The 20,788-nt window shown below is 69.3% G+C and carries 18 protein-coding genes; 8 read left to right on the top strand and 10 right to left on the bottom strand.

From position 1 onward, the window contains the following. Positions 1-24 precede the first annotated feature (24 nt). From UN84_RS07425 to UN84_RS07445, 5 genes are all read left to right on the top strand, one after another. Positions 25-651, top strand: coding sequence for a condensin complex protein MksE (locus UN84_RS07425; RefSeq protein WP_046078775.1), 627 nt, complete (start codon positions 25-27; stop codon positions 649-651). Further along, entirely contained in the window at positions 648-1,889 is a 1,242-nt protein-coding gene (locus UN84_RS07430) for a hypothetical protein (RefSeq protein ID WP_173834982.1), read from the top strand. Before UN84_RS07425 ends, UN84_RS07430 begins: the two co-directional genes overlap by 4 nt. A 78-nt stretch (positions 1,890-1,967) precedes the next feature. After that, positions 1,968-2,735, top strand: coding sequence for a 5-oxoprolinase subunit PxpA (locus UN84_RS07435; RefSeq protein WP_046078618.1), 768 nt, complete (start codon positions 1,968-1,970; stop codon positions 2,733-2,735). Then, positions 2,732-3,451: a 5-oxoprolinase subunit PxpB gene (pxpB, locus tag UN84_RS07440; protein WP_046078619.1), complete on the top strand. Its 720-nt coding sequence runs from the start codon at positions 2,732-2,734 to the stop codon at positions 3,449-3,451. The genes UN84_RS07435 and pxpB overlap by 4 nt, the downstream gene beginning before the upstream one ends. Beyond that, positions 3,448-4,404 carry a biotin-dependent carboxyltransferase family protein gene (locus UN84_RS07445; RefSeq protein ID WP_046078620.1) on the top strand — a complete coding sequence of 319 codons (957 nt, stop codon included), beginning with the start codon at positions 3,448-3,450 and terminating at the stop codon, positions 4,402-4,404. Before pxpB ends, UN84_RS07445 begins: the two co-directional genes overlap by 4 nt. Positions 4,405-4,410: 6 nt before the next feature. Here the strand turns inward: UN84_RS07445 and UN84_RS07450 are convergent, their stop codons facing one another. From UN84_RS07450 to UN84_RS07460, 3 genes are all read right to left on the bottom strand, one after another. Further along, entirely contained in the window at positions 4,411-4,629 is a 219-nt protein-coding gene (locus UN84_RS07450; protein ID WP_046078621.1) for a hypothetical protein, read from the bottom strand. A 108-nt stretch (positions 4,630-4,737) separates the two neighbouring features. Beyond that, positions 4,738-5,424 (bottom strand): DNA-binding transcriptional regulator CsiR, encoded by a 687-nt coding sequence (csiR, locus tag UN84_RS07455; RefSeq protein ID WP_035593369.1) that lies wholly within the window; start codon positions 5,422-5,424, stop codon positions 4,738-4,740. 75 nt (positions 5,425-5,499) lie between these two features. After that, positions 5,500-6,684, bottom strand: a complete 1,185-nt coding sequence (locus tag UN84_RS07460; protein ID WP_237022382.1) for an NAD(P)/FAD-dependent oxidoreductase — start codon at positions 6,682-6,684, stop codon at positions 5,500-5,502. A 345-nt stretch (positions 6,685-7,029) separates the two neighbouring features. Between UN84_RS07460 and UN84_RS07465 the strand changes: the two genes are divergently transcribed. Further along, positions 7,030-9,336, top strand: a complete 2,307-nt coding sequence (locus UN84_RS07465) for an EAL domain-containing protein (RefSeq protein ID WP_152662846.1) — start codon at positions 7,030-7,032, stop codon at positions 9,334-9,336. Here UN84_RS07465 and rarD read toward each other — a convergent pair. Then, positions 9,319-10,224: an EamA family transporter RarD gene (gene rarD / locus UN84_RS07470; protein WP_035593360.1), complete on the bottom strand. Its 906-nt coding sequence runs from the start codon at positions 10,222-10,224 to the stop codon at positions 9,319-9,321. The two genes, UN84_RS07465 and rarD, sit on opposite strands and share 18 nt — an antisense overlap. A 125-nt stretch (positions 10,225-10,349) precedes the next feature. On the opposite strand from rarD, the gene UN84_RS07475 reads away from it, so the two are divergent. Both UN84_RS07475 and UN84_RS07480 read left to right on the top strand, forming a co-directional pair. Next, positions 10,350-11,165, top strand: coding sequence for an amidohydrolase (locus tag UN84_RS07475; protein WP_046078624.1), 816 nt, complete (start codon positions 10,350-10,352; stop codon positions 11,163-11,165). Continuing rightward, a complete protein-coding gene (locus UN84_RS07480) occupies positions 11,165-11,866 on the top strand; it encodes a pseudouridine synthase (protein WP_046078625.1) in 702 nt (233 codons plus the stop codon). Before UN84_RS07475 ends, UN84_RS07480 begins: the two co-directional genes overlap by 1 nt. Before the next feature lie 25 nt (positions 11,867-11,891). Here the strand turns inward: UN84_RS07480 and UN84_RS07485 are convergent, their stop codons facing one another. The 6 genes from UN84_RS07485 to UN84_RS07510 all read right to left on the bottom strand — a co-directional run bounded on the left by UN84_RS07485 (position 11,892) and on the right by UN84_RS07510 (position 20,782). Then, the gene (locus UN84_RS07485) at positions 11,892-13,631 is read right to left on the bottom strand and encodes a GGDEF domain-containing protein (RefSeq protein ID WP_046078626.1); all 1,740 of its coding nucleotides are present in this window, start codon (positions 13,629-13,631) and stop codon (positions 11,892-11,894) included. 191 nt (positions 13,632-13,822) lie between these two features. Further along, on the bottom strand, positions 13,823-15,415 hold the full coding sequence (locus tag UN84_RS07490) for an ABC transporter ATP-binding protein (protein ID WP_046078627.1): 1,593 nt from the start codon (positions 15,413-15,415) through the stop codon (positions 13,823-13,825). Continuing rightward, positions 15,412-16,509, bottom strand: coding sequence for an ABC transporter permease (locus UN84_RS07495; RefSeq protein WP_046078628.1), 1,098 nt, complete (start codon positions 16,507-16,509; stop codon positions 15,412-15,414). The genes UN84_RS07490 and UN84_RS07495 overlap by 4 nt, the downstream gene beginning before the upstream one ends. A gap of 2 nt (positions 16,510-16,511) precedes the next feature. Next, complete coding sequence (locus UN84_RS07500; RefSeq protein ID WP_046078629.1) at positions 16,512-17,588, bottom strand: microcin C ABC transporter permease YejB; 1,077 nt, start codon at positions 17,586-17,588, stop codon at positions 16,512-16,514. Between the two features lie 137 nt (positions 17,589-17,725). Further along, positions 17,726-19,546 carry an extracellular solute-binding protein gene (locus tag UN84_RS07505; RefSeq protein WP_046078630.1) on the bottom strand — a complete coding sequence of 607 codons (1,821 nt, stop codon included), beginning with the start codon at positions 19,544-19,546 and terminating at the stop codon, positions 17,726-17,728. A 45-nt stretch (positions 19,547-19,591) separates the two neighbouring features. Next, positions 19,592-20,782: a transglycosylase SLT domain-containing protein gene (locus UN84_RS07510; RefSeq protein WP_107181870.1), complete on the bottom strand. Its 1,191-nt coding sequence runs from the start codon at positions 20,780-20,782 to the stop codon at positions 19,592-19,594. Between the last annotated feature and the right edge of the window lie 6 nt (positions 20,783-20,788).

Below are 20,788 nucleotides of genomic sequence, written 5' to 3' on the forward strand. Positions count from 1 at the left end.
GAGCATTCGACCGCAGAGCGTTCCATGGTGGAACTGGGTCCGCTGCTGGAGCGCCTGCTGGCCGGGGATTTCCTGTGCGCGGTCAGCGACGATACGGCCTTCCGCCGCCTGCAGGACGAGGCGACCCGCGAGCGCCTCGACGCCTACCTGCGTCCGCTCAACCGGCGCCTGGCGAGCAACGAGGAGGGCAGCGTCTACTTCCTGGCCTGGCGCCAGCTGGACGACACCGCCCGCGACCAGCTCTCCCGCCAGCTGGCGGAGACCGTCGGCAGCCTGCTGCCGATGCTCGAATGGCTGCAGCTGGTGCAGGAGGCGCTCGGCCGCGACGGCCCGGTGTCGCCCGGCGACGTGCTCAAGCCGGCCGACTTCAGCTCGCGCTGCGAGGACAACCAGGGGCTGCGCGAGCGCCTCGAGCGCCTGGCCACGGATCCGTTCTTCGGCTCACAGAGCGAGCAGCTCGATGCCCAGATCAAGCAGGTCTTCAAGCGCCTGCGCGAGCGCGGCTACCTGAGCCAGCCCCATGCCGACCGCCACTATTTCATTGCCACCGCCAAGATCGACTACCTGATCGAGCTGGTGCGCTTCATCCGCGACGAGGAGCAGCTGCCCGTCGACGACCAGGCCCCGGAGGCCCAGGAGCGGCTGCTGTGAGCGCGAGCGACTCAGACGCCCTGGACAACCGCCTGCTCGGCACCGGCGCCGAGCGGCTGGCGCTGCTGGGCAAGCACGCCGAGGCGCTGATGGCCGGCTACGTGCGCGACGAGGTGCCGCTGGAGGGGCTTTCCACTACCGCGCTGAATCGGCTGCTGTCGGCGCGCATCCTGTGGCGGCCCGACGAGCAGGCCGGGGTGAAGCTCGCGCCCAAGGTGCGCGAGCTGATCGCCGAGATGCTGGCCGACGAGACCCGCCGCCACGTCAACGCCGACGTGGCCGAGACGCTTGAGCTGATGCGCGGCCTGGTGCAGAGCTATCGCGAGGCTCGTGACGGCGCCGAGTACTGGCGTCAGGAGCAGCAGCTGCTGCGCCTGCGCCAGGCGGTGGACGACCTCGACGGCCGCTTCGCCGACGCCATCGACAGCCTCTGGCGGCGCCTCAACAGCGATTTCGGCTTCGTCAGCCGGCTGGCCGACAAGATCCGCGAGAACGACCGCGCCCAGAAGCAGATCGTGCGCCTGCTCGACGGCCTGGCGCTGATCGACTTCGACGAGCTGATCGACCTGGTGGGCGCCGACGGGGCGCTGCGCAAGCTGCTGGTCAGCCAGCTCCAGCATCGCCTCAGCCAGCACTACACCAGCCTGCGCGAGGTGCAGCGCCGGCTGATCGAGCTGATGGCGCGCTTCCGCCAGCAGCAGTCGCGCAGCCGCCTGGTGGCGGGCATGGCCGCCTTCCTGCGCGAGCATCCCGGCTTCGTGCCCGGCAACTACGCCCGGCGCAGCGAGGTGCCGGCGCTGGTCAACCGCGCCGCGCCGCTGACCGCCGCCGGCGCGGTGGCGCTCGATCAGGCCCCGGATGCCCGGGTCGTCACCGAGCTGCTCCACGACCTGCCGCGGCCCGCCGCGGCGCCGGAGCCCGTCGCCGCCGCCGTGGCCGCCGAGCGTCACGAGGATTCGATGGTCGCCGCCCGCCAGCAGGCCTTGAGGGAGGACGTCGAACGCTTCTACCTGTCGGTGGTCGAGGGCGAGCCGCTGAGCGCGCTCGAGTACCTCGAGGCCGGCGGACTCGACTGGGGCCCCGAAATCTGGCTGTTCCAGGTGCTCGCTGAGTTCCAGGGCCTGCCAAGGCGCGAGCAGGCTGCGTTCCGGCTGCGACAGCAGGAGACCCGGGCGGCCGCCTTCAACGACGTGCGGCTGATTCACGACCTGCGCCTCGAACTCCGGGATAACGCATGACGACATCTCTCCATGGGGGTGAGGCCGCGCCGCGTGCCTGTTTTAATGGCAACAACGATGGAAAAAGAGACGACGCGCATGCGCAAACTGCTGCTGAACGCCGACATGGGCGAGAGCTTCGGCGCCTGGACCATGGGCATGGACGCCGAGGTGATGCCCCACGTGGACCTGGCCAACGTGGCCTGCGGCTTCCACGCCTCGGATCCCGATGTGATCCGCATGACGGTGCGCCTGGCGCGCAAGCACGGCGTCACCGTGGGCGCGCATCCGGCCTATCCGGACATGGTGGGCTTCGGGCGGCGGCACATGGCCTGCACGCCGGAGGAGATCGAGAATCTGGTGCTCTACCAGCTCGGGGCGCTGGCCGGCGTGTGCCGCGCCGAGGGCCTGTCGGTGGGCTACGTGAAGCCCCACGGGGCGCTCTACAACGACATGATGCGCGATCCCGAGATCCTGGCCGGGGTGATGCGCGCGCTCGTGGCCTTCGACGCCGAGCTGCCGCTGATGGTGATGGCCACCCGCGACGATTCCGCCGCCCGCGAGCTGGCCGAGCGCTTCGGCGTCACCCTGTGGTTCGAGGCCTTCGCCGACCGTGCCTACGACGGCGAGGGACGGCTGGTGTCGCGGCGCGAGCCCGGCAGCGTGCACCATGACCAGGCCACGATCGTCGACCAGGCGCGGCGCATCGCCCGCGGCGAGCCACTCGTCGCCCGCGATGGAAGCGCGCTGATCCTCGCGGCCGACACCCTCTGCGTGCACGGCGACAATGCCGAGTCGATCGCCGCCATCCAGGCCATTCGCCGTGCCCTCGACGAGGACGACGACGGCGATGAGGGGAACGCATGAGCGTCCCCGGCCTGCCGCGACTGGAGTCGGCGGGGATCGACGGCTGGCTGGTACGGCTGTTCGATGCCATCGACGAGGCCAACCTGCCCTGGATCACCGCCCTGGTGCGCGACTGCGAGGCGGCCTTCGGCAATGCCCTGGTGGACCTGGTGCCGTCCTATACCACTCTGCTGGTGATCTTCGATCCGATGCGGATGACGCCCGACGAGGCGCGAGAGCGGCTCGCCGAGACACTGGCCGCGCTGGCGCCCGACGACGAGGCCGCCACGGGCGAGGTCCACGAGCTTCCGACCTGGTACCACGAGAGCGTCGGCCCGGAGCTGCCGCACCTGGCCGAGCGGGCGGGGCTCGACGTGGCGGAGACCATCGCACGGCACGCCGAGGTGACCTATCGCGTCTATGCCCTGGGCTTCGCGCCGGGATTCGCCTTCATGGGCAGTGTCGACGAGCGCCTCGAGACGCCGCGCCTGGAGACGCCGCGCAAGCGGGTGCCCGCCGGCAGCGTGGGCATCGCCGGACGCCAGACCGCCGCCTATCCCGCCGTCTCGCCGGGGGGCTGGAACCTGATCGGCCGCACCGCCGCGCGGCTCTTCGATCGCGACCGTGACGGCTTCAGCCTGCTCAGGGTGGGTGACCGGGTGCGCTTCGTGCCGGTCTCGAAGGAGGAACTGGTGCGACGGGGCGCCGATGTCACGTATATGGAGGACACGCGATGACGGCGGCGATAGAGGATGCCGTGTCGGGTCTGCGGGTGACGCGCCCGGGGCCGCTGGCGCTGCTGCAGGATGCCGGGCGCTTCGGCGTGCGCCGGCTGGGCGTGACCCAGGGCGGCCCCGCCGATCTGCACGCCTGGGCCTGGGCCAACCGGCTGGCCGGCAACGCCTGGGGGGCGGCGGCGCTGGAAGTGACGCTCGGCGGCCTGGCACTGGAGGCCGAGCGTGAGTTGACGCTGGCGCTGGCCGGCGCGGATCTCGGGGCGACCCTCGACGACGCGCCGCTCTCGCCCTGGCAGCGGTTTCGCCTGCGACCCGGCCAGGTGCTGCGCTTCGCCCAGCCGGTCGGCGGGCTGCGCGCCTATCTGGCCGTGGCCGGCGGTTTTCGTGCCGAGCCGGTGCTCGGCAGCCTGGCCAGCGTGGTGCGCGAAGGGCTCGGCGGCCACGATGGCCATGGCCACGCGCTGGCCGAGTGCGATGTCCTCCACGTCGGCACCGAGGCGGGGGAGCACCCGATCGGCGACGAGCGGGAGGCGCCCGCGGAGGCGCGCCTGGACTACACGGCGATGCCGCGGCTGTCGCTGCTGCCGGGCGCCCAGATCGCCGAGTTCGAGGGCGCGAGCCTGGCCGTGGCGTTCAATACGGCCTGGCGGGTCGACGACCGCGCCGACCGCATGGGCGTGCGACTGCGGGGGCCGACGCTGCGCTGTCGGCTGACCAGCATGATCTCCGAGGGGCTCGGCCTCGGTGCCGTGCAGGTGCCGCCGGACGGCCAGCCCATCGCGCTGCTCAACGACCGTCAGACCATCGGCGGCTATCCGCGGCTGGGGGCACTGACGCCGCTCTCCTGCGCGCGGCTGGCGCAGTGCCTGCCGGGCCAGGAGGTGCGGCTCGCGGCGGTATCGGCCGAGCGGGCGCTGGCCGACTATCGTCGTTTTCGCCGTGCGTTCGCTTGACCCGGTTCAGATGCCGAGGCCGCTTTCGCGCAGCAACTGGTCGATGCTGCGCTCGGCCTTGCGCAGGCCGGCACCTTCGACCATCAGCTCGCTTTCGAGGTTGGCGATGCCTTCGCCGACGAGGCGGTTGAGCAACTCGTTGACGGGCAGGTCGCAGCGTTCGGCCAGGTGCTCGAGGCGCAGTGACTGGTCGCGGGTCAGGTGAAGCAGATGAGGTCGCGGCATGGTGAAGACTCCTCCGTGGGCTCGTGAGGAGTATCCCGCATGGGTCGTGACAGCACGATGACCGGGATCAAGGCGATCCTGCCGCCTCGGCTCATGCCAGGCCGTGGTTCATGCCAGGCCGCGGCGCTGCATCGCGTCGAGGATGATCGGCACCGGCGTCATCAGATGCTCACGCATCATCGTGCGGGCGCGCTCCACGTCGCGGGCCAGGGTGGCGTCGACCAGGGCGGCGTGTTCCTGGCGCTTGCGCGCCAGGGCCTCGTCGGAGAGCACGGTTTCCTGCAGCCACAGGTGGCGATAGCGCTCGACCTGGTCGAACAGCCCCTGGCGCGCCTGCATCAGGTGGGGGGAGTTGCAGCCGGCGACGATGGCCGTGTGGAAGGCCTGATGACGGGTGTCCCAGACGTCGAGCATCTCCTCGGGACTGTGCACCTCCATGACCTTGGCCAGGGTGTGCGCCTTGGCCAGCACGTCGGCTTCCCAGGCGTCGTCACCGCGCTGGATGGCCAGCTCCAGCATCAGTCCCTCCAGCTGGGCACGGGCATCGTAGAGGTCGGCCAGTTCCTCGCGCGACATCGGCGCGACCCGGTAGCCGCGCTGGCTGATCGCCACCACCAGTCGCTCGGCGACCAGCTGGGACAGGGCCTCGCGCAGCGGACCGATGCCGAGGTCGTAGCGTTCCTTGAGCCGGCTCATCAGCAGCTTCTCCCCGGGCGGATAAACGCCGCGGATGATGTCCTGCTTGAGCCAGCGGTAGGCGCTGATGCCGAGGTTCTGCTTGGGAGTGCTGTCCATGGTGCTGCCGTTCCCTGTGATGGTCGGCCATGATACCCGATCGGCGCCGCCGTCGAGAATCCGCCCTGGCCGGGTTCAGCAGCGATAGCCGGTCAGGAAACGCTCGTCCAGCCGGCGCTTCCAGTACCAGGCCAGCCGTCCGCCCCACCAGGCGCCGCCGCGCATTGCCAACGCCTGACGACGGCCCAGGTCGAGGATCGACAGCGCCCGGGACTGCGGGCGATAAGGGCGCAGCGCCTCGCCGTGCCACCAGGCGGCGAGGTTGTCGAGCAGCACCGGCGCCTGGCGCACGCCGTAGACGCCGAGCCGTGGCAGCTCGTGGTCGATCATGGCGGCGCAGTCGCCGGCGGCGAAGACCCAGGGGAGCGCCGGGCTCTGCAGGGTGTCGGTGACCGCCAGGCCCCGCCCGGGGATGATCGGCAGACCGAGCCGCTCGAGCAGCGTCGGTGGCGCCAGGCCGACGGCATGGATGACGTGATCGGCGGGTATGAAATGGGCGTTGTCCTCACTCGGCGGCTGATTCGGTGGCGTCGCCATGCTGCCACCGGGCAGATGGCCGACCAGCGCGAGCCCGGTCTCGACCGCGATGCGGCGTTGGACGAGCCGCCGATGCAGCCAGCGCACCGCGCCTCGCGGGGCGCCCGGCAGCAGGTCCGATGACCGGGTCAGCAGGCGAATGGTCGGATCGACGCCGTGGCGATCGGCCAGGGCCCGCAGCTGGCAGGCCACTTCGACGCCACTGGCGCCGCCGCCGGCCACCAGCAGGCGTGGGCACTTTCCCGCGGCGAAGTCGTGCGCCAGCCGATGTCGCAGCGCCACCAGTCGGGGAATCGGCTTGACCGGCCAGATATCGGGGCCCTCGGGATGAGCGGGCGGCGTGTTCACCGTTGAGCCCAGGTTGAGCGAGACGGCCGACACCGCCAGACGCCGGCCGTCGTCCAGCAGCGCCTCGTACCGGTCGGGATCGAGCCCGGCCAGACGGCCGCGCAGGCCCTCGAGCCCATGGCGGCGGGCCAGCGCCATGGGCTCCAGGCGGTCCGCGGCGGGCGAATGCTGGCCGCCCAGCACGCCGCCGGCCATGCCGGAGTACCAGAAGCCGCCGGGGTCGAGCAGCATTACCCGGGGCATGGGCAGACGGGCGCGCTGGCTGACCAGATGCAGGTGCGCATGCCCGGCCCCCACCAGCAGCAGCGGGGCGTCGGCGAGCGGAGTCGGTATCGACGCGGGCATGGAAAGGTCGGGGGATGCGTTGGTCGCCATGGAGCGCCGTCGGGTGGCCAGGGTACCGTCATCTTGGGCTGGTGAGCCCGCGTGCGCCACTCCTCTCGCGTACGCCATGTCGGAGAACCGGCACCAGGGCAGGCGGTGAGAATGAGACCGTCCGACACCGTGCGTTAGCACTTTCGGTTGACGTTTGGCATGACAAGGTCTCAGATAAAGCATTGAACAACAATGAGTCGGATGAACCCGATGTGGGTGCGAGCGCGGAGACCATACCTTACGTCATGCCTTGGGGCCTGCCTCGCAGGACTCGCCCTCTTGGCCGCCTCGCTTAGCTCCGCCGAGTCCGATCGCGGTGAAACGACGGAACGCCCTGACAATGTGGTGCCGCGCATTCAGGTGCTGGCGTCCTATCACCGCGGCAACCTGTGGACCGACGAGCTGCTGGCCCGCCTCGACGAGGCGGCCGAGCGGCTCGGCGTGCCGTCGCTCGACGTGGACTACCTGGATGCCCGGCGTCTGGGCCGCGAGCGGGCCTTCATGCTGCAGCGGGAGCGCCTGGAAGGGCGACAGGCGGTGACGCCCAGCGATCGCCTGCTGTTGATCGATGATGCGGCCCTGGCCTTCTACCTGGCCCGGCCCGAGGACTGGCAGTCGCCCTCCCGGGTGGTGGCGATCGGCATCAACGATCCCGACCTTCAGCGCCAGGCCCGGGCGCATGGCATCAAGCGCATCATGACCACCGGGGTGGCCGAGTCGTCGTTGGCTTTCCTCGGTGAGGCGTTCGGCGCGCCGGTGCCCTGGCTGGTGCTGGGGGACGAGACCGCCGTCGGCGAGGATCTGACCCGGGGCTTCGTGTCGCGCCTGCGGGCGTCGGCGTCGGGGCGCCTGGCCGGTGTGCTGTGGGACTGGACGCCCGAAGAGGTGGTCCGCACGCTGCAAACCCTGCCGGTCGACACCCGGGTGTACCTGGTCGAGGGGCAGACCACCGGCAGCGGCGACCTGGACCCGAGGCAGCGTCTTTGGCTCGAGACGCTGGAGGACCAGGGCGTGCCGGTGTTCTGCCATCTGCCGTACCAGCTGGACCTGGGCTGTGCCGGTGGCGTTCTGCTCGACACCCGGCGTGTGGCCACCCTGGCCATCGAGACGCTGCTGAGTCCGGTGTTCGAGCGCCAGCCCGAGCGCCAGGTCGTCATGGCGGGCCGTCGGGTGCTGGACGCCCGCTGGCATGCCCGGGTGCCGACGCCGTTGGCCGCCACCATCGAGTGGGTCGGCGTCGACGCTGCCATGCAGCAGGTCGAGGGGCAGCGCTCGTTGTTGCTGTGGGTTGGGATCGGCGTCAGTGGTGTGCTGGGCGCGGGCCTGCTGTTGCTGAGCCGGTCGCGGCGACGCATCGCGCGTCGCCAGCGCCGGCTGATGGTCGACCATGCGACCGGTCTGCCCAGCCAGCAGCTTTGGGAAGTCGAGGCGCCGCGTCGGGACGGCTGCCTGTTCGAACTTGCTTCTCCGCAGCTGCGTGAGGCCCGCGAACGCTTCGGGCTGGTCACCGCGCAGGCGATGCTGCGCGAACAGCTGCCGGCGATGCGCGAGGCGCTGCCCGCGGACTGGCACCTCTACGCGGGGACCGGCATGAACCTACTGGGCGCGGTGCCGGCATCGTCGCGGCCGGAGGACGTGGAGGCGCTGTTCGACAGCATCCTGGCGCACCTCGGTGAGCTCTCGCCCGGCGGTAGCGGCCAGCGGCTGACCTGGTACGCCAGCCTGCTGTGTCTCGATGAGCATAGCGGCGACATCACCCAGTGCCGCGACGCCCTCGATGAGGGCGTGAGGCATCTGGCGCGGCGCGGCTGGCCGCAGCCCCTGCGCCGCGTCTCGCCTCGTGCGCCCGGTGGGACGACCCGTTTCCGTCATCTGGCAGAGGCGCTGGAGGTCCTGATCGAGGCACCGCAGTCGCAGTGGCGCCTGGTCTTCCAGCCGCAGTTTTCCCGCCTCGATCATCGCCTGCTGGGCGCCGAGGCCCTGCTGCGCTGGCAGCATCCCGAGTTCGGCGAGGTGTCGCCCGGCGAGTTCCTGCCGGTGGTCGAGAGCCTCGGCCTGACCCGGCAGCTGGATCGCTGGGTCAGCCGCACGGCCATCGACTGGCTGTGCCGGCATCGGGAGCGGTTGGATGGCGACTTCCGACTGTCGATCAACGTCGGCCTGTCGAGCCTGGAAGACGTGGACTTCGTCGCGGCACTGGGGGATGCCCTGCACGAGCGGGCACTGCCGCCGAGCTGCCTGGAGATCGAGATCACCGAGCACGCCGACTTCGGGGAGCTGATACACATCGAGCAGGCGCTGATCGGCCTGCGTCGCCTCGGCGTGCGCGTCTCGCTGGACGACTTCGGCACCGGCTACACCGCCTTCCGGCTGCTGCAGCGGCTGCCCTTCGACGCCGTCAAGCTGGACCGCGAGCTGCTTGCGGCGGCCGAGCGCCACGAGCGGGCGGTCGAGGCCTATGCGGCGATGATACGCTTCTGTCGCCAGCTGGGCCTGGAGGTCGTGGCCGAAGGCGTGGAGAACGCGACCCAGGCCCGCTGGCTGGCATCGCTGGACGTGCAGCTGCTTCAGGGCTTCCATCTGGGGCGGCCGAGCGAATCCGAGACCTTCCTGTTTCGCTATGCCCCGGTGCGATCAGGCGCGGACCTCTGAGGCCGGGCGTCGCTGCCAGGCCGACCAGCTGTAGAGTGCCAGGCCGATCCAGATCAGCACGAAGGTTGCGAGCTGCGTTGGCTTCAGCGGCTCGTCGAACACGAACAGCGCGATCAGGAACTGCAGGCTGGGATTCAGGTACATCAGGAACCCCAGGGTGCCCAGGCGCAGGCGGCGGGCGGCGCCGGCGAAGGCCAGCAGGGGCAGGGCGGTGATCACCCCGCAGGCCAGCAGCAGCAGCGTGGTACGGCTGTCGCCGAGGAAATGCGACAGGCCGGCCTGACTGAGCGCCCCCAGGGCCACGAGCCCCAGCGGCATCAGCAGCAGGGTCTCGACCAGCAGTCCGGAGAGGCCGTCCAGCGGCACCTGCTTGCGCAACAGCCCGTAGGTGCCGAAGCTCAGCGCCAGCACCAGGCTGATCCAGGGCAAGGTGCCGATCAGCGCCAGCTGCAGGGCGATGGCCACCCCGGCCAGGCCCACCGCCAGGCCTTGCAGGCGGCTCATGCGCTCGCGCAGCACCAGCATGCCCAGGGCGATGTTGATCAGCGGCGTCAGGTAGTAGCCAAGGCTCGCCTGCAGCACCCGATGGGTCTCGACGGCGTAGATATACAGCCCCCAGTTGACGGCGATCAGCACCGCGCAGGCCAGCACCCGTCCCAGGCGCCGCGGCTGGGCCAGGGCCTCGCCGACCGGCTTCCAGCGCCGCAGTACGGTCGCCACGCCGGCCAGGAACACGCACGACCACAGCACCCGGTGTACCAGGATCTCGTAGGCGGGCACCTCGTCGAAGAGGGCAAAGAACAGCGGGAAGCAGCCCCACATCAGGTAGGCGGCCAGGCCATAGCCGACTCCCTGGGCGGCCCGGGTATCGCGATCGGTCGATGACATCTTTACTTTCCTAATCAATGAAACCAAAGCTTATCATGCGGGCGTCGACCGGTGCGTGGTGGCTGCGCCATCGGCCGCTGTCGTTTAGGCTATGGGGGCCGTTTCGATCCCCAATGGAGTCCTCGATGAGCGAACTCAGAACGACCCTGGTGCAGGCCGACCTGTGCTGGGAAGACCCCGAGGCGAACTGCCGGATGCTGGAGGCGTCGCTGGGCGAGCTCGACGGCGGCGATACCGACCTGATCGTGTTGCCGGAGATGTTCGCCACCGGCTTCACCATGAATTCCCGCGAGATGGCCGAGCCGATGGCAGAAAGTGCCACCGTGGCCTGGATGCGTGAGCAGGCGACCCGGCGCGGCTGCGTGGTCACCGGCAGCGTGGCGATAGTGGAAGACGGTGACTGCTTCAACCGTCTGATCTGGGCGCGCCCCGACGGCAGCCTGGTGCACTACGACAAGCGGCACCTGTTCCGCATGGCCGGCGAGCACGAGCGCTATGCCATGGGCCACGAGCGGGTGATCGTCGAGCTCAAGGGCTTCCGGATCCTGCTCAGCGTGTGTTACGACCTGCGCTTTCCGGTGTGGCTGCGCCAGCGGCCCGCGCCGGGCGAGCACTTCGAGTACGATGCCCTGCTGTGCGTGGCCAACTGGCCGGCACCGCGTCGCCACCCGTGGCGGGTGCTGTTGCAGGCCCGGGCCGTGGAGAACCTGTGCCCCGTGATCGGCGTCAACCGTGTCGGCGAGGATGCCAAGGGCCTGGCCTATGCCGGTGATTCGATGCTGGTGGACGCCAAGGGCGAGCCGCTGATCGACGAGCCCCGCGATACGACCTTCGTCAAGACCGGCACGCTGTCGCTGGATGAGCTGCACGCCTTCCGCGAGAAGTTTCCGGCCTGGCGCGATGCCGATCATTTCGGCCTGACCGACGGGGTGGGTGCCTGATGCGACTGGATCGATTCCTCTCCGAAAGTACCGAGATGACCCGCAGCCTGGCCAAGCGGGCGCTGCTGCGCGGCGAGGTCGAGGTCAACGGTGAGCGCGAAAAGAAGGCTGCCCGCCATCTCGCGTCCGATGACCGCGTGACCTGGAACGGCGAGCGCCTGGCGCTGGTCGGGCTGCGCTACGTGATGCTGCACAAGCCCGAAGGCGTGGAATGTACGGCGCGACGCGGCCTCTATCCGCGTGCGATGGATCTGATCGACCTGCCCAAGGCCGAGCGGCTGCAGACCGTGGGGCGCCTCGACGTGGAGACTACCGGGCTGCTGCTGCTCAGTGACGACGGCCAGTGGTCGCATCGCGTGACCTCGCCGAAGCGCGGCTGCGCCAAGGTTTATCTGGCGACCCTGGCGCGCCCCCTGGAAGGCGCCGAGGCCGAGCGCGCGGTGGCGGCCTTCGCCGAGGGCATCGAACTCGAGGGTGACGAGGCGCCGACGCGGCCGTCCGAGCTCGAGATGCTCGACCCGCTGCACGCGCGGCTGACCGTCCACGAGGGTCGTTACCATCAGGTGCGCCGCATGTTTGCCGCCATCGGCAATCACGTCGAGATACTGCATCGCGAGTCGGTCGGTGCACTGGCGCTGGACTCGGAGCTGGCGCCCGGTGAGTGGCGTGAGCTCACGGCCGACGAGGTCGCGCTTTTCTAGCGGCGCTTCTTCGTGAGGCCGATGCTCAGCTAGCAGTGATGATCCGGTTGCGGCCGGTTTCCTTGGCGCCGTACAACGCACGGTCAGCCAGATCGGGCAGCGTCATGGGATCGGCGGTGTGCGCTGGGTAGGCAGCGATACCGCAGGACAGGGTCACCGGGCCCAGCATGCGGCCGTCGTGCCAGTAGACGCGGTCGGCCAGGCTCGCCATCAGCGAGGCGGCGCGCTCTCTTGCCGTATCGGCGCCGGTGCCGGGCAGCAGTATCACGAATTCCTCGCCGCCGATGCGGCATATCTCATCATCGTCGCGGAAGTGTTCCCGGAGCGCCATCGCGATGCCCACCAGGACTCGGTCGCCCGCTGCATGGCCGTGACCATCGTTGATCCGCTTGAAGTGGTCGATGTCGAGCATCGCCATCGCCAGCGGCGTCTGCCGGGACCGGGCCCGGCGGGATTCCTGTCGCAGGCAATCGTCGAAGTGGCGGCGATTATGCAGGCCGGTCAACGGGTCGGTGGTGGAGTCGATCTCGAGGCGTTCCACCAGCTGCTGTAGCTGGTGCGTCCGTTCCTCGACTTCCTGTTCGAGCTGGTGGTTGAGGCGCCGGAGTTCCCTCTGTGTGTGGGCGTAGTCGATCAGCGAGATGCCACCGATGACCAGGGCAAAGGCCAGCGCGCCGGCGCTGGTGGGTACCCGCTGCCAGGGCAGCAGGCCATGGGCCACGGCCATGTCGACCAGCAACAGCGCCCCGAACAGAGCGAAGGCGGCCAGTATGGCCCTCTGGCGAGCGTCGAACCGGCCGAGATGGGGCGCGATAATCGCCAGCAGCAGACTGATGCTGAGCACCAGAAGTACATCGAAGACCGGAAAGGTGATCGAGAGATTGATCCAGCCGAGCCCGCTGGCCCCCAGCGCGCCCACCAGGTAGACAAGGTGGAACTGCCAGATACGCCGGATACGGCGTGATCGCGTATCGGCGAACCAGTGCTCCAGTAGGCGCCCCAGCGCGATAGGAAGGGTGAAGTAGCCTGCGGCGGCGAGGTTGTCCCACAGCAGGGGGCGGTCGATCAGCAACTGGTCGACCGGGCTTTCGGCAATGATCATGATGCCGGAGGCCAGCGCGAACAGACTGATGGGCATAAAACGGCGACGGTCGTCCTGGAACAGCGCGAAACCTACCGCGAAAAGCGCCAGGAGCAGGCACAGCGGGCCGACGATGAGTGCACCCAGAGCGTCGCGCAGAAGCTTGGGGAAGAGATCGGCGCGTTCGATCAGCATGATCTCGCCCCACAGGCCGATGGCGGTGTAGTCGGAGTAGACCCGCAGGGTCAGTTGTCGACCGCCGAAGCCCTCGGGGAGGCGGATCATGTGCCAGGGCCAGCCTGCGAAGCGGCCATTGCCATCATCATCGAAGGTGCCATGTTGGTAGAGGCGTTCGCCGTCCAAGTAGACGTCGGCGATCAGGTTGATGCTGGTAATGTAGAGTGCCGGATCTTGCCAATCACCCTCAGGGAGGGAGAGTCGGAACCAGGCCAGGGTTTGTCCTCGGCGTCCGGGCGGGTTGGCGGGGAAATCGATGGCGTTCCAAGCATCGTCGTCTCCTGGTTTCACCCAGGTTGGGACGCCATCGGCAGACACGGGGGAGTCGCCCCAGCGATACTCCCAGCCGGTTCCCAGATCCCGAGGTGCCGCCATCGCCGAGCCGAGCCAGAGGGCGGCCACACACAGGAGTACGGCGGTGGTCAGCCACGCCCTTGTCTGAGGCATCCCGGTTCCTCTCGTTCCTTCCCCTCGGCATTCGGCAAGTATAAACAGGTCCCGATTCGGTACCAGCAAAACCGTCGCGCCGGTCGCCGTGTTTTATACCGTTATCTTGCGTAACGGCTAAACCATCATCGATCCTGAAGCGTCCTGGTCATCAGGCCGTGGGGAGACGCCGGCGACGCTGACGACGACGTTCATGGCGACATTGGCGACAGCCCCGCGGCCTCGACCAGTGCTCGGGTGTAGTCGGTGGTCGGCTGGGTCAGCACGGCCTCGCAGTCGCCCTGTTCGACCACCTCGCCGTCCTTGAGCACCAGCAGGCGATGGGCCATGGCGCGCACCACGGCCAGGTCGTGGCTGATGAAGAGGTAGCTGAGCCCGCGCTTGCGCTGCAGCTCGCGCAGTAGGGTGACGAGCTGCTTCTGCACGGTGCGGTCCAGCGCCGAGGTCGGTTCGTCGAGCACCAGCAGCGACGGCTCGAGGATGATGGCCCGGGCTACGGCAATGCGCTGGCGCTGGCCGCCGGAGAACTCGTGGGGATAGCGGGCCCCGCATTCCTCGGGCAGGCCGACCTCGCGCAGGGTGTCGCGCACGCGGCGGTCGACCTCGGCGTCGTCCAGTTCGGGATGGTGGAAGCGAAGCCCCTCGCTGACGATGTCGGCCACCGGCATGCGCGGTGACAGCGAGCCGTAAGGGTCCTGGAACACCACCTGGAGTCGCCGCCGCTGGCGACGCAGGGCGTCGCCGTGGAGGCGGTCGAGACGCTCGCCGTTGAAGGTGATCTCGCCTTCGCTCTGCTGCAGGCGCAGAAGCGCCAGGGCCAGGGTGGTCTTGCCGGAGCCGGATTCGCCGACGATACCGAGGGTCTCGCCCGGCGCCACCGTCAGGTCCAGCGGCTTGACCGCCTCGAAGGCCGGCGGTCGGCGGCTGAACAGCTTCTTCGGCCGCTGGAAGCGAATGCCCAGCCCCTGGGCGCTGAGCAGCGGGGTGCGATGGGTGACCGGTTCGGGGCGTCCGGTGGGATCGGCGGCCAGCAGTTCTCGGGTGTAGGCGCTCTCGGGGGCCTCGAACACCCGCGACACCGGGCCGGTCTCCTGCACTCGGCCGTGGCGCATGACGCAGACCCGGTCGGCGTGACGGCGCACCAGATTGAGGTCGTGGGTGATGAACAGCATGCCCATGCCGTGGGTATCGCGCAGCTCGGCCAGCAGCGCCAGGATCTCCTGCTGCACGGTGACGTCCAGCGCGGTGGTCGGCTCGTCGGCGATCAGCAGCCGCGGGTTGTTGGCGATGGCCATGGCGATCATCACCCGCTGGCGCTGGCCGCCGGAGAGCTGGTGGGGCCAGGCGTCGAGCAGTTCCTCGGCGCGGGGCAGCTGGACCTGTTCGAGCAGCTCGCGGGCGCGCCGGCGCGCGGCCGCGCCGCGCAGCCCCTGGTGCAGGCGCAGGGTCTCGCCGATCTGGCGGGCCACGGTGTGCAGCGGGTTGAGCGAGGTCATCGGCTCCTGGAACACGAAGCCGACCCGGCCGCCGCGGATCGCCCGCCAGTCGCGGTCGGACAGGCGCGCGAGATCGGTGTCGTCGAGCCGGCGCGTACCGCTGACGCGGGCGCTGGGGGGAAGCAGGCCCAGGGCGCCGAGTGCCGACACCGACTTGCCGGAGCCGGACTCGCCGACCAGCGCCAGGGTCTCGCCGCGGCGCACTTCCAGCGACAGTCCCTCGACCACCGGGGCGTCGTCGAAGGCGATGGTCAGATCCTCGAGGCGAAGCAGGGTCTCGTCGCTCATCTGGCGCTCCCGGTGGCGGTCTGGCGCTCGCCGTCGGCCGGCTCGGACTTGCCGCTGGCGTGCTGGATGTGGCGCGGATCGAAGGCGTCGCGCAGGCCCTCGCCGATGAACACCAGCAGCGACAGCATCACCGCCAGGGTCAGGAAGGCGGTGATGCCGAGCCACGGCGCCTGGAGGTTGTTCTTGCCCTGGGCCACCAGCTCGCCCAGCGACGGCGAGCCCGGCGGCAGGCCGAAGCCGAGAAAGTCCAGGGCGGTGAGCGTGGTGATGGCGCCGGTGAACAGGAACGGAATGAAGGTCAGGGTGGCGACCATGGCGTTGGGCAGCACGTGGCGGCGCATGATGATTCGCGACGGCAGCCCCATGGCCTTGGCGGCGCGCACGTATTCCAGGTTGCGGGCGCGCAGGAACTCGGCGCGCACCACGTCGACCAGCCCCAGCCAGGAGAACAGCAGCATGATGCCGAGCAGCCACCACAGGTTCGGCTCGACCAGGCTGGCCAGGATGATCAGCAGGAACAGCACCGGCAGCCCGGACCAGATCTCGATCAGGCGCTGGCCGATCAGGTCGACCTTGCCGCCGAAGTAGCCCTGCACGCCGCCGATGATCACGCCCAGGGCCAGGGAGCCGGCGGTCAGCACCAGGGCGAACACCACCGACAGGCGGAAGCCGTAGATCACTCGAGCCAGCACGTCGCGGCCCTGATCGTCGGTGCCCAGCCAGTGGTGGGCGTCGGGGGGCGAGGGCGCCGGATGGTCGAGGTCCTGATCGAGGGTGTCGTAGGAGAACGGGATCGGGGGCCACAGCATCCAGCCGTCGGCCTCGATCGCCTCACGGGTGTAGGGATCGCGATAGTCGGCCGGCGTGGGCAGGAAACCGCCGAACTCGCTGTCCGGGTAGTCGACGACCAGCGGCGCGTACCAATGACCCTGGTAGTGGACCAGCAGCGGCCGGTCGTTGGCCACCAGCTCGGCGCCGAGGCTGATCACGAACATGGCCAGGAACAGCCACAGCGACAGGCGCGCGCGCGGGTTGCCGCGGAACACGGCCAGCCGGCGGCGGGTGATGGGGGAGAAACGCTCGCTCAGTGCCATGTTCAGGACTCCCGGGTCTCGAAGTCGATCCGCGGGTCGACCCATACGTAGGTCAGGTCGGAGATCAGCTTCAGGATCAGCCCGATCAGGGTATAGAGATACAGGGTGCCGAAGATCACCGGGTAATCGCGCTGCATCACCGCCTCGAAGCCCAGCAGTCCCAGGCCGTTGAGCGAGAAGATGACCTCGATCAGCAGCGAGCCGGTGAAGAAGATCGCCACCAGCGCCGAGGGCAGCCCGGCGATGATGATCAGCATGGCGTTGCGGAAGACATGGCCGTAGAGCACGCGACGGTCGCTGGCCCCCTTGGCCCGGGCGGTGAGCACGTACTGCTTGTGGATCTCGTCGAGGAAGCTGTTCTTTGTCAGCATGGTCAGGGTGGCGAAGCTGCCGATCGCCGAGGCCAGCACCGGTAGGCTGATGTGCCAGAAGTAGTCCTTGAGCTTGCCCCAGGCGGAGAGCTCACCGAAGTCCGGCGAGGTCAGGCCGCGCAGCGGGAAGACGTCCCAGTAGCTGCCGCCGGCGAACAGCACGATCAGCAGGATGGCGAACAGGAACCCCGGGATGGCGTAGCCGACGATCACCAGCCCCGAGCTCCAGACGTCGAAGCGCGAGCCGTGGTGCAGCGCCTTGCGGATGCCCAGCGGGATCGAGATCAGATACACCAGCAGGGTGGTCCAGAGGCCCAGCGAGATCGACACCGGCAGCCGCTCGAGCATCAGCTGGGTGACCGGCTCGCCACGGAAGAAGCTCTCACCGAGATCGAAGGTGGCGTAGTCGACCAGCATGTCGAAGAAGCGCTGGTAGGCCGGCTCGTCGAAGCCGAACTGGGTTTCGAGGCGGTCGATGTACTGCTGCGGCACGCCGCGGGCGCCGCGGGATTCACCGCCACCGCCGGCACTGTCGCCGCCGCCGCCCTCGAGGCGGGTGCTGGCCTGGGTCGAGAGGCCCTCGAAACGGGCCAGCATCTGGTCGATGGGGCCGCCCGGGGCGGCCTGCACGATGAGGAAGTTGAGCAGCATGATCCCCAGCAGGGTGGGGATCATCAACAGCAGGCGGCGCAGTACGTAGGCGGCCACGGCATGTCCTTGGCTAGTGACTATCCGGAGGTATCACGGGAGAGGTGAGGGGCAGGGCGTGAGGAGTGAGAAAACGCCTGCTCCATACGCTGGTGCGCCTCGCTCCTCACCCTTCACTCCTTACCCCTCACACCCATTCACCGATTGCGCTGTCGGGCCTCGATCTCGGCGCCGCGCTCGGGGTCGACCCACCAGGCGTCGAGGTCGAGATTGTACTCGGGGAAGGGCTCCTTCCAGCCGAACTTGTCCCAGACCGCGATGCGGGTGCTGTCCAGGTGCCACTGGGGAATGACGTAGAAGCCCCAGCGCAGCACTCGGTCGAGAGCCCGGGCGGCGGTGTCCAGCGCCTCGCGGCTGTCGGCGGCGATCAGGTCGTCGACCAGGGCGTCGATCGCCGGGTCGGCCAGGCCGATCAGGTTGCGGCTCTGCGGCGCGTCGGCGTACTCGCTGCCCCAGAACTCACGCTGTTCGTTACCCGGATTGGCGGATTGCGGAAAGCTCCCCACCACCACGTCGAAGTCGAAGCGGCGCAGTCGGTTGAGGTACTGATTGACGTCGACGATGCGGATGTCGCCCTGCACGCCGAGCCGTGAGAGGTTGCGCAGCAGCGGCTGCACGACGCGCTCGAACTGGGTGTCGTAGAGCAGCACTTCGAAGGACAGCGGCTCGCCGGTCTCCGTGTTCACCAGGGTACCGTCGTCGCGATTCTCGTAGCCGGCGGCATGGAGCAGCGCCAGCGCCTCGCGCAGGCGAGCACGCATGTCATCCGGCCGCTCCACGGGCAGCGGTTCGTCGAACACCCGCTCGGGCAGGTCGTCGCGCCAGGGCTCGAGCAGGGCCAGTTCGGCGTCGCTCGGCAGGCCCTCGGCGGCCATCTCGGAATTCTCGAAGTAGCTGTGGGTGCGTTCGTAGGCGCCGTAGAAGAGGTTTTGATTGAGCCACTCGAAGTCGAAGACCAGGTTCAGCGCCTCGCGCACCCGGGCGTCCTGGAATGTGTCGCGGCGAGTGTTCAGCACGTAGGCCTGCATGCCGGCCGGCTGGCCGTCGGGTACTTCCAGGCGCCGGACGAAGCCGCCTTCGGCGGCGGGGAAGTCGTAGGCGGTGGCCCAGTGGCGGGCGCTGGACTCGATGCGCATGTCGAGATTGCCGGCCTTGAAGGCCTCGAGCGCCACCGTCTGGTCGCGATAGTAGTCGTAGACCAGCCGGCCGATGTTGTGGCGGCCGCGATTGACCGGAAGAGCCTTCCCCCAGTAGTCGTCGACCCGTTCGTAGACGATGCGCCGGCCGGGATCGACCTCGGCGATGCGATAGGGGCCGGAGCCGAGCAGGGCGTCGCGAGTGGGTCGCTCGAAGTCTCGGTCTTCCCAGTAGTGGGCCGGCAGGATCGGCATCTGGCCGAGGATCAGCGGCAACTCGCGGGAATCGCTGTCGGCGAGGTCGAAGTGCACGGTGTTCTCGTCGACCACCCGCACGTCGCTGACGTCGGCGTAATAGGCGGCGTAGAACGGCTGGCCTTGCTCGGTGAGCGTCTCGAAGCTGAAGACCACGTCGGCGGCGTCGACCGGCTCGCCGTCATGAAAGCGGGCATCGGGGTCGAGGTCGAATTCGATCCACCGGCGGTCCGGGTCGAGGCGGATGCCTTCGGCTAGCAGCCCGTACATGGTGAAGGGTTCGTCCGGATTGGCCACCATCAGGGTGTCGTAGATGGCGTTCAGGCCCGAGGCCGGCGTGCCCTGAATGATGAAGGGGTTGGTGGAATCGAAGCTGCCGTTGGCGCTGCGGGTCAGGGTGCCGCCGACCGGGGCATCGGGATCGGCGTGAGGGAAGTGGTCGAAATCCGCCGGCAGCGCCGGGTCGCCGTAGAGGGCCAGGCCGTGGCGCGTGGGCACGTCGGCCGGGGCCGCGGCCAGGGCGGGCGTCGCCGCCAGGGCCGTCGTCAGCAGGACGATCGATCGCATCGGTCAGCATCCTTGTACCAGGTCGGGGAGCGACGGCCCCCCTGATCATCTACCGGAAAGTGTCAGCTGCTGGCCGGGTTGTAAAGCGTTGGGGCTGTCGAGGCCGTTCCAGCGGGCCAGGTCGGCGACCGCCACGGCGTGTCGGGAGGCGATGGCGGAGAGGGTGTCGCCGCGCTGTACCACATGGACCTCTTCAGCGCTGCCAGCGCTCGGGGCGGTGCGCTCCAGGGCGACCAGCAGCGGTTCGGCCCGGTCGGCGGGCACCAGCAGCTCGCTGACCTGGCCGGGGCGGGCGGTGTCGCCGCGCAGGCCGGGGTTGAGGGCCGCCAGCTCGCCGGTCGGCACGTCGGCCAGCTTCGCGGCCTCGCCGAGGCGCACGGTGCGCGTCACCGGCACGCGCTCGAAGGCCGGCGTGCCCTCGATATCGGGCAGCGTCACGCCGTAGCGCTCCGGTTCGCCGACGATGGCGGCGATGGCCAGCAGCTTGGGTACATAGTCCATGGTCTCGTTGGGCAGGTCGAGATCCCAGTAGTCGCCCTGCTTGCCCTGGGCCAGGGCGCGTCGTTGGGCACGGTTCACGGTGCCGGCGCCGGCGTTGTAGGCGGCCAGCGAGAGCTCGATGTCGCCCTCGTACCACTGGTCGGCCTGGTACTCGATGTAGTCCAGGGCGGCCTGGGTCGAGCGCACCACGTCCAGGCGGCCGTCCCAGCCGCGCGAGCGGTTCAGGCCCAAGGCATCGCCCGTGCGCGGCATGATCTGCCACAGGCCGGCGGCGCCGAAGTGGCTGCGCGCCTCGGGGTCGAAGGAGCTCTCGACGAAGGGCACCAGGGCGATCTCGCCGGGCAGGCCACGGTCCTCGACCCGCTCGAGGATCCACGCCAGCCAGGGGCGGGCGCGCTCGGCGATCTCGGCGACGTTGTGCGGCTTGGCGCTGTATTCGTCGATCCAGTGCTGAACGCGGGCGTGGCCGGCGCCGCTCTGCCACTGATCCTGCCACTGGAAGGTGTCGCGCAGGCGCGACCAGGCGTCGGCCGGCTGCAGTTGCAGGTGGCTCCAGAAGGTGCGCTGGCCTTCCGGCTCGCCGCGATGCACCGGGGCGAAGCTCGGGGTGTCGGCGCCCAGCTGTCCGGCGGGCAGGGTCGATGCCTTGGTGTAGGCGCCGGCGATCAGGGCGCCGGTCATGGCGATCGTGCTGGCGAATCCGAGGAGTCGCCGGCGCGATGTGTGATAGGTCATTCAGGG

It is taken from the genome of Halomonas sp. HG01 (assembly GCF_000968715.2).
GTDB lineage: Bacteria > Pseudomonadota > Gammaproteobacteria > Pseudomonadales > Halomonadaceae > Halomonas > Halomonas halophila.

Coding starts and splice junctions, on each gene's coding strand:
- UN84_RS07505 (WP_046078630.1), bottom strand. CDS start 19,546: ATGCGATCGATCGTCCTGCTGACGACGGCCCTGGCGGCGACGCCCGCC.
- rarD (WP_035593360.1), bottom strand. CDS start 10,224: ATGTCATCGACCGATCGCGATACCCGGGCCGCCCAGGGAGTCGGCTAT.
- UN84_RS07480 (WP_046078625.1), top strand. CDS start 11,165: ATGCGACTGGATCGATTCCTCTCCGAAAGTACCGAGATGACCCGCAGC.
- UN84_RS07495 (WP_046078628.1), bottom strand. CDS start 16,509: ATGGCACTGAGCGAGCGTTTCTCCCCCATCACCCGCCGCCGGCTGGCC.
- UN84_RS07485 (WP_046078626.1), bottom strand. CDS start 13,631: ATGCCTCAGACAAGGGCGTGGCTGACCACCGCCGTACTCCTGTGTGTG.
- UN84_RS07435 (WP_046078618.1), top strand. CDS start 1,968: ATGCGCAAACTGCTGCTGAACGCCGACATGGGCGAGAGCTTCGGCGCC.
- UN84_RS07510 (WP_107181870.1), bottom strand. CDS start 20,782: ATGACCTATCACACATCGCGCCGGCGACTCCTCGGATTCGCCAGCACG.
- UN84_RS07490 (WP_046078627.1), bottom strand. CDS start 15,415: ATGAGCGACGAGACCCTGCTTCGCCTCGAGGATCTGACCATCGCCTTC.
- csiR (WP_035593369.1), bottom strand. CDS start 5,424: ATGGACAGCACTCCCAAGCAGAACCTCGGCATCAGCGCCTACCGCTGG.
- UN84_RS07475 (WP_046078624.1), top strand. CDS start 10,350: ATGAGCGAACTCAGAACGACCCTGGTGCAGGCCGACCTGTGCTGGGAA.
- UN84_RS07450 (WP_046078621.1), bottom strand. CDS start 4,629: ATGCCGCGACCTCATCTGCTTCACCTGACCCGCGACCAGTCACTGCGC.
- UN84_RS07425 (WP_046078775.1), top strand. CDS start 25: ATGGTGGAACTGGGTCCGCTGCTGGAGCGCCTGCTGGCCGGGGATTTC.
- pxpB (WP_046078619.1), top strand. CDS start 2,732: ATGAGCGTCCCCGGCCTGCCGCGACTGGAGTCGGCGGGGATCGACGGC.
- UN84_RS07445 (WP_046078620.1), top strand. CDS start 3,448: ATGACGGCGGCGATAGAGGATGCCGTGTCGGGTCTGCGGGTGACGCGC.
- UN84_RS07460 (WP_237022382.1), bottom strand. CDS start 6,684: ATGGCGACCAACGCATCCCCCGACCTTTCCATGCCCGCGTCGATACCG.